Source organism: Micromonospora sp. NPDC023966 (assembly GCF_040639095.1).
Lineage (GTDB): Bacteria > Actinomycetota > Actinomycetes > Mycobacteriales > Micromonosporaceae > Micromonospora.
In genome coordinates, this window is record NZ_JBEZZJ010000003.1 from 13,749 (window position 1) to 26,954 (window position 13,206).

The 13,206-nt window shown below is 70.0% G+C and carries 7 protein-coding genes; 4 read left to right on the plus strand and 3 right to left on the minus strand.

Annotation, left to right across the window (positions count from 1 at the left end; translation table 11 throughout):
- The first annotated feature begins 40 nt into the window (after positions 1-40).
- The 4 genes from AB0F68_RS06550 (at position 41) to AB0F68_RS06565 (ending at position 9,778) form a co-directional block, all read left to right on the plus strand.
- Entirely contained in the window at positions 41-6,571 is a 6,531-nt protein-coding gene (locus tag AB0F68_RS06550; protein WP_357333356.1) for an SNF2-related protein, read from the plus strand.
- Between the two features lie 146 nt (positions 6,572-6,717).
- The gene (locus AB0F68_RS06555) at positions 6,718-7,566 is read left to right on the plus strand and encodes a hypothetical protein (RefSeq protein WP_357333357.1); all 849 of its coding nucleotides are present in this window, start codon (positions 6,718-6,720) and stop codon (positions 7,564-7,566) included.
- 431 nt (positions 7,567-7,997) lie between these two features.
- The gene (locus AB0F68_RS06560) at positions 7,998-9,284 is read left to right on the plus strand and encodes a phosphatase PAP2 family protein (protein WP_357333358.1); all 1,287 of its coding nucleotides are present in this window, start codon (positions 7,998-8,000) and stop codon (positions 9,282-9,284) included.
- Positions 9,285-9,592: 308 nt separating this feature from the next.
- Positions 9,593-9,778, plus strand: coding sequence for a hypothetical protein (locus AB0F68_RS06565; protein ID WP_357333359.1), 186 nt, complete (start codon positions 9,593-9,595; stop codon positions 9,776-9,778).
- A 1,472-nt stretch (positions 9,779-11,250) separates the two neighbouring features.
- On the opposite strand, the gene AB0F68_RS06570 is transcribed toward AB0F68_RS06565, so the two are convergent.
- The 3 genes from AB0F68_RS06570 to AB0F68_RS06580 all read right to left on the minus strand — a co-directional run bounded on the left by AB0F68_RS06570 (position 11,251) and on the right by AB0F68_RS06580 (position 13,154).
- Positions 11,251-12,036 carry a CBS domain-containing protein gene (locus AB0F68_RS06570; protein WP_357333360.1) on the minus strand — a complete coding sequence of 262 codons (786 nt, stop codon included), beginning with the start codon at positions 12,034-12,036 and terminating at the stop codon, positions 11,251-11,253.
- Positions 12,037-12,145: 109 nt separating this feature from the next.
- Positions 12,146-12,679, minus strand: coding sequence for a hypothetical protein (locus AB0F68_RS06575; RefSeq protein WP_357333361.1), 534 nt, complete (start codon positions 12,677-12,679; stop codon positions 12,146-12,148).
- Positions 12,663-13,154 carry a hypothetical protein gene (locus tag AB0F68_RS06580; RefSeq protein WP_357333362.1) on the minus strand — a complete coding sequence of 164 codons (492 nt, stop codon included), beginning with the start codon at positions 13,152-13,154 and terminating at the stop codon, positions 12,663-12,665. Before AB0F68_RS06580 ends, AB0F68_RS06575 begins: the two co-directional genes overlap by 17 nt.
- Between the last annotated feature and the right edge of the window lie 52 nt (positions 13,155-13,206).

A 13,206-nucleotide genomic window follows, 5' to 3' on the forward strand; every position in this document is an offset into this window, starting at 1 on the left:
CGAACAGCTGCTAGAGACCGGGGAAATCTCCCTGGGACCGGTGGAACACACCCGCCTGCGGCTTCCCAGCCACTCCGCCGACCTGACGGTCGTGGTAGACGACGAGTCGCTCCCCGTGGCGTGGATCGCCGGCCGGCGGCGCCTGCATGGAGAGGCACTGGCCGAGTACCTGCAGGACACCGCGCGGGTGGGTGGCCTGCTGCGGTTGGAGCGCCGCGGCGAGGATGCGTTGCGGCTCGTGGTCTCCGCTCCGGGAGCGCGGCTGTCGACCGCCACCCCGCTGCCCGGCGTCGTAGTTCCGGCACCGGCTACCCCGATCGCCAAGGGCGCCGCTGCCACAGCGGCGGTCGCCCGGTCACAGCGCCGCGCGAGCACCGGCGGTCGCTACCGGCTGCGAAAGCGCGAGGAGTACGCCTGGCAGGGGGAGATCGGCTTCCTCAAGAGCGCCCGCAAGCACGCCGTCGGCGCGCTGAAGAACCGCGGCTGGGATCCGGCCGACGCGGTCGAGATGCGGTTGGAGGGGGAACGCCTGGCCACCCTCGACCAGTTCGACGAGCTGCTGGCCATCGACGCCGCGCACATCGAGCACATGCCGCACCAGGAGGCGGCGGCCCGGACCGTCCTGACCCGGATGGGTGGGCGCGGGATCCTCGCCGACGAGGTCGGTCTCGGCAAGACCGTCGAGGCGGGCCTGGTCCTCAAGGAGCTGATGCTGCGCGGCCTCGCGCAACGGGTTCTGATCATCTGCCCGGCGCCGCTGCGGGACCAGTGGCGCGACGAGCTGCGGGACAAGTTCGACGAGGACTTCACCGTGGTGGCCAGCGGCCTGGACGCCGCGGCCTTCGAGCAAGACCGGCTGATCATGACCCTGCAACTGGTGCTGCGCAACGCGGAGCGGTTCCGCAAACGCTTCGACCTGGTCATCGTCGACGAGGCACACCGGCTGTCCGGCGCGGGAGCGAAACGCACCCGCGAGACGGTCGGCGATCTCATCGCCAAAGCACCTCGGGCGCTGTTCCTGTCGGCCACCCCGGTGCAGAACAACCTGCTGGAGTTGTACCGGCTGGTGGAGCTCCTGCGGCCCGGCACCTTCGACTCGGAGCACGACTTCTCCCGCCGCTTCGTCGACCGGCGTGACCCGCGCCGGCCGGTCAACGCGGTGGAGCTGCGGAAGCTGATCAGCAGCGTGGTGGTGCGGACGACCCGGCAGCAGGCCGGGGTGGACCGGGTGCACCGGATGCCCCCGCAGGACCACGGCGTGGTGCTGACCCCGCCGGAGCGTCAGCTTTACGACCTCCTGCTGGACACGCTGCGCCATCGGATGACCGGGCCGGCCGACACCATGCGTCGGCGGCAACTCGCGCTGCGGCTGACCGCGTCTCCCCAGGCGGTGTCGCGCAGCGCCCTGCGGATGGCCGAGCGGGAGTCGGACCGGCAGTTGCGGCAGGTCCTCGCCGAGATCGGTCACCTGGCCGGGGACATCCGGCACACGTCCCGGGAGCAGACCGCGCTGAAGGTCGTCCAGCGCTGGCTCGACGAACACGGGCGGGTGCTCATGTTCACCCAGCACACCGACACCCTCGCCGGCATCCTGCGGCTGCTCGACGGCGCCGGCATCAGCGCCGCCCCGTTCCACGGCGGCATGACCCACGCCGCCCGAAGCACTTCCGTCGCCGAATTCCGCTCCGGCCGCGCGCAGGTGCTGGTCTCCACCGATGCCGGCGCCGAGGGGCAGAACCTTCAGGTCAGCAACTGTGTGCTGAACTACGACCTGCCGTGGAACCCGATGCGGGTCGAGCAGCGCATCGGCCGGGTGCACCGGCTCACCCAGACCCGTGACGTGCACATCGCGAACCTCTTCGCCCGCAACACCCTCGACGAGGCCGTCTACCGGCTGCTGCACGACAAACTGGCCATGTTCGAGCTGCTGTTCGGTCAGGTCGTGACGGTCCTCGGCGAGCTGGAAGGCACCCAGGACTCCAGCATGGAGAACCGGGTCCTCGAAGCCCTCTACGCCAAGAGCGATACCACCATGCAGCGCCGGCTCGACGAGCTGGGCACGCAGCTGGAGCAGGCCCGCAGCCGCGCTATGACCATGATGACCGCGGACGCCGGGCTCAGCGACTGGCTCGCCCAACGGCAGGAGGAGCGGCGCAAGCGCGCAGCCCAGCCGGAGGCGCGGGAACTGCTGCCGCAGGCGTCCAAGCGCCCGCGGCGCCGGCAGAAGGACCTCGAGCGGTTCGTCGGCCGCTTCCTGACCTCGGCAGGGGCGACGCTGACCCAACCCTCCGAAGGGTTCACCATCGCCACGCTGCCGGACGACCTCGCCACCGCCCTGGGTGGCCGCCGGGAACTGTTCCTCGCCTTCACCAACGCCGCCCTGGACCACCATCCGGAGGCGGAGCTCTGCGTCGTCGGATCCGAGCTCTTCGACGAACTGCTGGAAGTGCTGCGCGAACGCGGCGACCTGGCGGGCACGGTGGCCGCGATCCCCGACGTGCACCAGAAGCCGGCCCTCGCGCACAACCCGGACGTGCAGCTGGTCAAGCGCCACATCGAGCCGGCGGACGAGTGGGGTGCCCGCGCCACCTACCGGGTGCAGGAGGGTGCCACGAGCGGCAACCAGCAGCTGGTGACCGTCGCCGTCGGACCGGCGGTCGACACCAGCCGGCGCCGCGTGCCGCTTCCCGACGGGGCCGCCATGCCGGCGGCCCTGCCGGAGAAAGACGTCCTCGAGGGCGTCGACAAGCAGGCCGCCGTGCAGCTGCGGCAGACCCTGCGGGAAGCCCGGGAAGCCGAGCAGCGCCGGCAGCGGGAAGCGCAGGAAGCCCTCGTCGCCAACCTGGAGAAGCAGCTCGCCTCGGCGCAGAAGGCTTATCGCAAGCGCGGTGACTCTGAGGCGTACCTTGAGGTGTACGAGCGGGAACGCCAGCTGACCCGCGCGATCGAGGCCGCCCGCCGGCCCGCACCGAAGATCGTGGACACCGAGCTGCGCGCCGAGCTGCTGACCCTGGAGATGCACGGCTCGGATCGGCTCGTCGTGGTGGAACGCTGGGAGCACACCAGTGGCACGGTCCGCGAGCTGCGCTACCCGTGGAGCGGCAACCTGGCCCAGCACGGCCTGACCTGTGAGGCCACCGGGGCGCCGCTGCGCACGTTGGCGCTGTGCGGTGATGCGCATGTCGTGGACAGCTCTGCCTTGTCGCTGTGCCACACCTGTGACACCCACTGGTGTGACGCCTGCGGGCCCGAACGCGAGGTGTGGGCGTGCCGCGGCTGCGGCCGGGACGCCTGCGGGACTTGCCGTTCCGGTGGTGGCCCCCTCTGCGGCAGCTGCGCCCGTCCGCAGCGCGCCCCGGATCTCGACACCGATTGGGAGATCGGCTGGCGGCTCGGCGGGTCGGCCCACCTCCTCGTCGGGCAGCGCCACGCCGTATTGGTGGACGCACGGGGTGAACGACACACGTTGGTACCGCCGGCTGATGCCCACGACCCGCTCCGGATCCGGCTGCGCGGGCTGGCCCACCGGCTGCAGCTGCCCGCCGGCGCCGGTCTGACCGCGGCGGCGCCGAAGGTCCCGCACGGTCATCTGACGACCGGCAGTGTGTGGGCGACGGTGTCATCGTCGGCCTGGTGGACCTGGCAGCCCGAAAGTGGCGCCGGTGTCGACACCTCGGTGGCCGAGCTGGTGCCCGTACTTGCCAGCCCACCCGTCACCGCCGAGGACGAGGCCGGATTCACCGTGCTGCTGGCCGACCTCCGCGCCCGCGACGCGGTCCCGCCCGCCCCGGCCGTCGCCGCGATGCCGTTCGCCGTCGTGCAGCGGGTCGACATCCATGACGGGCAGTTCGTCTACCGAGAGCTCTGGCACGACGGTGACCGGGAACCCCAGCTCGCCCGCGAGGACCGCGAACCGCTGCAGGCCAGCCGCCACGACGTTGCGTCGTTCTGCCGGGCTGTCGCGCAGACCCAGGTGGGGCCGGTCAGCGTGGAGGTTGACCGACTGCACCGCTCCTACGTGTGCCTGCTTACCGACGGCTCCCGCAGCAGCACCCTCTTCGTCCCGGGGCTGCCCGGCGCGACGGTGCAGGCGGAGGAACATCTCGCGCGCCGGGTGATGGCCGCCGGTCTGCCCACGGACCGGGTGGTCGTTCGACACCCCTGGACCGCGCCGCCCGCCGCCGAACTTCGCTACAGCCCGGCGGCGGCGGACGTTCATGTGACGCGCACTGTGAAGACCCAGCGGGCGCTGGTGGAGCAGGAGATCGGCGACCCGGAGACTGGCTTACTCGGCCCGGATGCCACCACGGGAGAGTTCGCGGCGGCCCGCCGCGCCGACGACGATGCCCTCCGGCAGGTGCTCGACCAACTGGCGGAACCGGTCACGCCGGTCTCCGTCGCCGACTGCGTCACCATCGACGAGCAGTGGCACTCGTCCCACGGCGCGGCCAGCCGCCAGTACCTGGTCGCGCCGGCCGCGCCACTGAATGCGCGGCTGCTCGACTGGCGGACCCTCGTCGCTCCCGGCGAGACGATCGCGGTCACCCTGGCAGACGGACAGCCGGCCCGCGGACCGGTGTACGTCGACAGCGGCGGGCACCTGGTCGACAGCGAGCAGGTGGCCGGCTGTCCCGTCTGCGCGCGTGCCTACGGGCCGTGCTGCGGTGACGGCGGCGTCATCACCGACTGCGGGTCCTGCCGGCGGCCCGCGTGTGGCACCTGCCGGTCGAACGACCCGTCCATGGTGACACCGACCCGGTGTGATCGGTGCGGGGACCACTCCTGCGGCGAGTGCTCCCGTCACCTGCCTGTGCACGGGTGCCAGGTGTGCGGCCGTGACGTCTGCACATTCTGCAGCTCCGGCCCGGTCTGCCTCACCTGCCAGCATCTCGCCCCGGCCACCGCCGAGCAGGTTGCCGGCCTTCCCGCCGAGCTGTGCGCGGACGGCCTTGCCGTGCTCATCGGGGAGGACGATGGCGGCAGGGTGGCGGTGCTGCACGGCGCCACCCGCTCGGAGGTCGCCGTCGTATCGCCGTCGGGCGTGCATCGCTGGGAGACCGTCACCGGCGACGACGAAACGCTGCTGCGGGTGCGGCTGGGCGCCGCGCGGCTGGCCGGGCACGGCGAGGTGACTATCCGCGCCGTGTCTGCCGAGACCCCGCCCGGGCGTACCGACTCGCTGGTCCTGCAGCGCAGTCACGACACTATGTTCCAGTGGCTCGTGCAGACGGATGACCTCCGGCACGCCGGCAACGGCTCCGGCCTGGCGGCGCTGCCGAGCGCGGGGGACCTGGACGCCGAGCTCACCGACGCCTTCGACGCGGCACTGCATGGAGCAGCGGCGGACGTGCCGGTGCCGAGGCCGGCGTCGGTGAGCCGGCGGAAGGCGGTGCGACGGCTGACCGCCGCACTCCCGGCACCCAAGACCCGTACGGTCGCCAGCGCCTGCCGGCAGCATACCGAGACCAGCCTGGCTCTCACGCCCGACGGCCTCGTGCGTCGCCGGTCGGTCGGCAGCACGGTCTTCGAGGAGCGGGCGGACTGGCAGGTGCCGTTCGAGGCGCCGGTGTGGACCGGCGAGGGCTGGCGTCCGGCGCCGCGGATCATCGCCACCGCCGTGCTGGACGGTTGGGCCGCGATCGTCGCGGCCGTCGGCGCGCACGCCCTGCTCGCGCTGCGCCACGGCGGCGAGAAGCCGGTCTGGTACCGGCTCAGCGAGGACACCGAACAGGATCTGTACCGGGCGGTGCTCGGTGCCGAGCTGCTCGGTGAGCACGCTCTGGTGACGGTCGTTGACCACACGCCCGTCGACCAGCTCATCGGGCCGATGGTCCTGCGTGCCCGCCTGATGGGCCGTCGTACCGCACCGCTCGTGGCACGGCAGCCCTTCGGGCAGCCGCGGCGCAAGGCGCTCTCACCGGCGGCTGCCGTCGCCGCGATCGTTCCTCATGCCGCGCCCGCCGCGCCGGCGCCTGTCGCCGGCCTGCCCGAACCCGTGGTGCGGGAACTGCTGGCCCGCGTGGCGGCTCACCGGGTCGCCCAGGTGAATGTCGTCGTCGGCCTTCAGATGAACGAGCAATGGCAGTTGCCCAACGGGGAGTTGCTCGGCGTCCGGTACGAGGTGCCGGCGGGGCAGACCAACGGCTACGTGACCGACGCCGTCACCGGCCAGCCGCTCGCCCAGGCGGCGGCCTGCCGGCGGCACCACCTGGTCAACTCCCTGGAGCTGTGCAGCACCTGCCTGAGCGCCACCTGTGCCGTGTGCCCCGACGCGGTGCGGCCGTGTGCCCTGTGCGGCGGACGGCTTTGCGGCACCTGCGTCGCCGACTCCGACGGTCGATGCCCCACGTGCGCCCAGCTACGCAAGGTCGGGCTGTTCGAGCGAGGGAAGTTCGGCGTGTCGATGCGGGGTGCCGCCTGGCACGGCGCGGGCCGGCACGTGCAGGTCACGGTGCGCCGCGACAAGGGCGCCTGGACGCTGGACAGGTGGGACAAGGACGGGCGGGTCACCGTTCCTCTCGACGGTGACGCCTTGGCATCGGTCACGCGCCTACTCGGCGAAACCCCGTGAGCGGAAGCTGACGACCACCCAAGGGCATCACCTGCCAACAAGGAGCCATCCAGCGTGGGAGCAGCTTCCACGCCGGCGAGGGACGGACATGAGAGGGAAGGGCGTTGTCTCGGACAGAGCAGCCGTTTGCGCTGTGGATCGGACGGATGGAGAAGCAGACGGTCGTGGCGCTGCGACCCATGATTGTGCCGGGAAGCAAGAACGGTGAGGCGAGCAAACCCGGCGCTCCCTTCCGCACGGTCATCCCCGCCGACACCAAGCTCGCGCAGGGCCGAGAGCATGCGATGGTGGTGTTGCTGCTTCTCTCCGTCGTGGGAGCGTTGATCTCCTGCCTGGGTGGAGCGGCCTGGCCGGTCTCGATCGCACTGGTCGCCCTCGCCTTGATTCTCCTGATCGTGCTGGGAAACTCGACCTCCGGCGACGTGACGCTGCAGCGGCTGGAGAAATCGTTCCCCGACGAGCACGTCATTCTCCGCGACGCACACGGACGGGCCAGGTTCAACAAGATCGAGGGACTGGGTCGAAGGATCGACAAGAACACGGCGATGCTGCAGCAGATCATCCCTCGAGACGACGCCAACGACACGTTGGTGCACGCCCTGTGGGAAGGAGCTCGGTTGGTGGCCTGGCACCAGAACGTCCGAGAGACGATCGTCGAGCTGAGCAGACAGAACACCGCCACACTGCCCTCAGACAGCGCGGAGCTACGCCAGCAGACCGTCGAGCGCGAACGGACCATCGCGCTACGGGGGGACATCGAATCACAGCTTCAGGAACTGCACACCAGGCTGACGGCGCTGGCAGACGCCGGCGACGAGTTCATCCGGGAGCAGAAGGACCGCCAGGTAATCCGACACGCACAGGAGAGGCTCGCCAACAGCGGCACCTCCGCGATCGGCAGCCGACTGGGCATGGCGGATGAGCTGGCCGACCACACCCTCACGCTGCTGCAGGCGCACGACGAACTCACCGAGGCGTACGCGAACACCCCGTAGCGGCTCGTCAGCACGCCGCACGTCCACCGCCCGCAACCCGTGCCGGCGAGTGAGATATGCGAGCACGTCACCACCGCTGGGGGCGTCGTCGTAGAGCGCCAGCGCGACGGCAGTGGTCAGCCTGCGGGACGCGGCCACGATCGCCGCCTCGACATCGTTGTGCGACACGCCCCAGGCCACTCGCCGGCGCCACACGATCTGGTGGCAGGCCGCCTCCGCGAGTCGGGCGAAGCTCAGCCTACGCGATGTCGCCGCGGTGACCGACGTCCGCAAAAGAGCCTGAAAGTTGGTCACGTTCAAGTTGGTCGGGGACAACGCTTTGTTCACCACTAGGCCACTATGGAGGATGGGTGGCGCAGTAGCTTTCCTGCTGGCAGCAACTCCCATGGACGGGCAGTCAGTTGGTCGGGATCGCCAGCGAGGGGGCAGTCATGACAAGTCAGGTTCGCACTCGACGGAAGGTCGTGTGCGCGGTCGTCGCCGGTGTCCTCGCCGCCGGGTCGCCGGTCGCGTTCGTCAGCCCGTCGGCTTCCGCCGCGGACACGAGCACGTCCGCCAACGCCGTCATCGTCTGGGACCGCAACGCGCAGTCCGCGATCTGGGATGTGGCGGGCCAACAGCCGCAGGTCCAGGCGCGCAGCTTCGCGATGGTGCACGGGGCCGTCTATGACGCGGTCAACGCCATCGCCGGACGGAGATACCAGCCGTACCTGATCGCGCCGGCCACCAACGGCCGGGAGTCGGTGGACGCGGCGGTCGGGACCGCGGCCTTCCAGGTGCTCGGCTCCCTGTTCCCAGACCAGCAGGCGCGACTGAAGACGCAGTACGACGAGTGGCTGGCCACCATCCCCAACGGCGGCGCGAAGCGCGGTGGGATCTCGGTGGGCAGCCAGACGGCCGCCGCGATGATCGCCGCACGGCAGAACGACGGGGCGTTCGGCTACCCGGCCTGGCCGGTCGGCACCGAGCCCAGCCAGTGGCGGCCCACCCCGCCGACCAACGCCAACGACGGGTCATGGGTGGCGACGCTCAAGCCGTTCCTCATCCCCAGCGCGTCGATGTTCCGCTCATCCGGCCCGCCCGCGCTCACCAGCGAGCAGTACGCCCGGGACTTCAACGAGGTCAAGGCGATCGGCGCGGTCAACAGTCCGATCCGGACGGCGGACCAGACTCAGGCGGCGATCTGGTGGCACGATCGGCACCTGGGCGAGTGGGAGATCAAGCGCCAGCTCGCCAGGACGCAACGGCTGAACCCGCTGCAGACGGCGCGGATGTTCGCGATGGTCGACCTCGCGGAGGCCGATGCTACAACCGCCTGCTACAACGAAAAGGGCGCCTGGAATTTCTGGCGGCCGGTCACCGCCGTCCAGCTGGCCGACACCGACGGCAACCCGGCCACCGAGGGCGAACCCAACTGGATGCCGCTTCTCGTCACGCCGCCGCACCCCGACTTCACATCCGGGCACACATGCTTCACCGCGGCGAGCATGCTGGCGCTGAAGCACTTCTTCGGCCGGGACGACATCCCGTTCAGCGCCTACAGCGAAGCCTCGGGCACCACTCGGTACTTCGGCAGCTTCTCTGAGGCCATCGCCGAGGTCATCGAGGCCCGCATCTGGGGCGGCATCCACACCCGCACGGCCGACGTCGAGGGCGCGAAGATCGGCGCCAAGGTCACCGCTTACATGATTGAGAACTACTTCCGCCCGCGACGGTGACGCGCCGACCCCTCGCACTAGATGAGCACGGTGGTGACGACCGCTGGCCGGCCGGCTGCTCAATACCGCCCGTGCGGGCAGACGCATGAGGCCGGGTTGGTGGCGGAGTGGCGGAGCGTGACTATTCGTATGGCCGCCGGCCCGAACAGGCCCCAGCCGCCGAGTACGCCGAGGATCCCGAGCACCAACGACGCCGTCGCCATTGCCCGACGTCAGCGTCGGCCCTCCGACGACCTGCTGGGCGCCGGAGGGGAAGCCGCGGGTGTGGAAGACCAGGCCCGCGCCCGCGACGCCCAGGGACACGAGCGGTGACCCAGCGGTACGTCATCCACCTGCCGGTCGTCGCCGCCGACCCGGCGGCCGCCTGGGGCCCGCTGCTCGCCGAGGACGAGAACCGATGGCGGGCCTGGGCCGCCGAGATCGACGCGTTGCTGCCCTGCGAGCTATTCCAGACCATGCTCGATTACGCCAGCCCTCTTGGGCCTTCACGCTGAGGAGCTGGACCCCGCAACCGGCGCCCACCTCGGCAACTATCCCCAGACTCTGACCCACGCCGCGCTCGTCCAGGCCGCACTCGCGATCCGGGACGCCCCGACCAGCGATCCTGAGCCCGCCCAGGCCGCCGGAAACGCACTACCGCCAATCGCCTGGACCGGAGCTCTCCGACCTACCGTCGTCTACCGAGTCCGGGTAGGCCGTTAGGGACGATCGAACGGATCCGGCCCGGTAGGTAGTAGTTGCGATCAGCGACGGGAGTGCGGTCTTCGTCGCCGAACGGGTTCATGCCATCGAGGAACTCGGGCAATCCGAGTAGCCGGCAGGCGTGTTCACGGGTGGGGCCGCGGACTACAGCCAAGGAGGTTTTGTAGCGGTTCCGGCAGTGCCCGCAGGCGGCTGCGACAGTCGATGGGCCCGCCCCGAGCGGATAGCTCACCGGGGCCAACACTCTCATCGGGACATCTCTGCGGCAGAGGCTGCAGAGACGTGGGGTGTCCGGACGACAAACGACAGGCGCGGCGACATCACGAGCCATGCGGCTGGCATGCAGCAGGCTCAGGGGATGGATGATCGAACGCACCCGTGTGACACAGCTGCGACAGGCCACGAGAGCGACGGGCGGCATTCTCGGGGGCTCCAGAGAGATCGGCACGAGGGAGCTAACCGGCACGGGCTTCGCACACAACCCGCACGGTGGCACAGGCCGGGACCGTACCGTCCCCGACATCATGTGCTCACGCCTGCTGGAACCGTCCGACGAAAGATAGGCTGGTATCAGCTCGCCATCATGCTGCTGGTAACAAGCTGTGCATACTGCTACGACTCCACTGGCTACCGAGCGACCGCTGCGCGCGGTTGCTGGCGTCGAGCCCCGGCGCCGGCGAGCTTCTCGGACCGTTACGGCCCCAAGGTCCGATAGCCGCAACTGGCGCCGACAGTAGTGGCATGGGCGGCGAGGTTCAGGACTCGTCCGCCCCTGCGATGATGGCCGCACAATCGCACAATATCCCAGGCAGGCGCACTCTGAGGTTGACGAGTCATCGGCACCCGGGTAAGTACCGGACTGCACATACGCGCCTGCGACAACGGAGGCCGAGCCTCGGCAGGGCGGGACCCGATGGCGGCGGGCTCCACCGTGGTGGCGTCGATGCGCAGGTTGTCCATCCACTAGATGCCGTCGCCAGGCCCGTTTGGTCGCCATTCGGCTCCGGTAGCTACGCAGGCCGGAGCCCGCTCTCGGGGACGTCGACTTTGCGTTGTCCTGTTCGCTGTTTCTGGCAGACTGCCCTCATGACCGGTGGGTGGAGGCTGGAGCCGCCCCAGCAGTATCGGCGGGCGTCGTTCACGCAGAGGCTGCAGCTCCGCTGGCAGTGGATCCGGTACTTGCGCAGGGCTCGACGAACTCCCCGATAAGAATCGCGATCAGGCTATGTCCGGGACGCGATCGTGGCGAGGCCGCTGCTCCGGCTCATGCGGACAGCAATCTACGGAGCCGCTCGTCGAGGCTGATGAGCCGCTGCAGCGATGTGGGTGCGTCGGTGGCGAGGGTCCGCACGGTGTGCATGACAGCGTGCCGCAGCTCGATGAGCGGAGCAGAAACCTCGCTCTCCCACTTCGCTGCGCTGTAGTCACCGAACGCCCCGCGTAGCGCATCCGTCTTCTTCACGATCTTCAGCAGGTCGGTGAAGTCCATCGCCGCGACGATGTCGGCGACGACATCCTCGCGTTTCTCCGTGGCGAGTCGATCCCGGATCCGCTCCTGACGGGACTGCGGCAGTAGCAACAGAGCTTTCTCCTGGTCGGCGAACGACGCACGCGTCCGCTCTGCCAGATGAAGTTCGAAGGCACTGACCAGCAGATAAAAGTACGTACGCCCGGGCTGCTTGTTGAGGTCGGCCGGGCTGACGATCCCCACGAGATCGTGCCCATCGACGACGAACAGGAACTTGGCGCGGCGAAGGGCCGGCAGGAGGGTGGCCAGCGGTGTGTCGCCGGCGATGACCCGGGAGGCAGTCAGCGGGCGGATGTGCGCGGCGAGCGTCCCGGGCTGGTCGACCAGGTCCGTGCGGTGGACATAGCCGCAAATCTCCCCGTCCCGGGTCACGGGCGCAAAGTCGAAGCCGGCGTCGGCCAGGGCGTTGGCGACGTCCGAGGCGGGCGTGTCCGCGCCGTAGCAGAGGACGCGAGCGATCGGTGTCTGCAGGTGTCGCGTGCGGATCGCCGTCGCGATGTCGTCGGAATGCCCCTGGTTCATGTCGACAGTGTGTCGTGGCGGCGGCTGGGTCGACGATGGGGGTGACGGCGACGCGGCCCGGTCGTGCCTCACCGCCCGGCGCCGACCAGTCCGCCGGCCATGGGCGCAGCTATCCGGGTCTCTCGACGGCGGTCACATCAGCCGCCTCGTCACCGAAGAAAACCCGGACCGCAGTCAGCACTTCCTGCGCGTCGTTGGCCATGGCCGTGCGCGCCTGGACGAGCAGGACTTCGGGTTCGGCCTGCCGCTGTCGGTCGAGGTGGGCCAGCAACTGGTCGATGTCCGGCACGTGCCGTTCGCCGGTCAGCGCGCGGGCTGGTGGCCGGAGGTCCATGAGGTGGCAGAGCAGTCGCAGCGGCCGGTGCCCGTACACCCGGGTGCCGCTGGGCAGGGCGGGCAGGCCGTAGGTGAGCAGCCGCGTGACGGCGCCGTCGAGCAGCGGGGTCGCCCAGTGGGCGTTGTCGAACAGGCTGTTCGAGGTGGCCTGCGGCAGGCCGAGGTTGGCCACCACCTGGTTGACCTGTTCTGCCTCGGCGTCGGCGACGACGAACACGTGGGGTGAGATGCGGCTGCGGTGGAAGACCTTCGACCAAACACGGCCCGGCTCTGAAGATGTCACCGGGGCATTATGCGAGGCGTTCACGTGAGGGTCCCTCCTGGTCGTTCCGCTGACGAGCTACGTCTAGCAGGCGGCCGAGGGCTGCGCGGGTCCGGCCGGTTGCGGTGGTGAGGGCACCGAGCGGATCGGCATGCCGGCGGCCGGCCAGGTCGTCGTAGACCGCGAGCAGGTCGGACTCGAACCCGTCCGCGGTTACACCGCGGGCCTGGGCCAGCTCGGCGAGCCGACCCTCGATGTAGCGGCCCACCATCACCTGGTACGCACCGACGCTTGGCATGGCATGGAACTCCGCCACCATGTCGTCGACTTGCCGGCCCATCCGGTGCAGGACCGCCGACGTGATGCCGTGCCGGCGTACCTCGGGGGCTGCCTCGTCGGAGATGCGGATGACGACCTCGTCCGGTCCGTTGATCTCGTCCGATCCGGTGTCGCTGTTCCAGCGGGCCATGACGACAAAGCCGTCGTCCCGCCGGGACAGCTCGAGGGAATGGTCGGGCACGGCGTGGAGGGGATTCTTCTGGGACATGCATTCCTGTCTTTCCGGCGGCCTC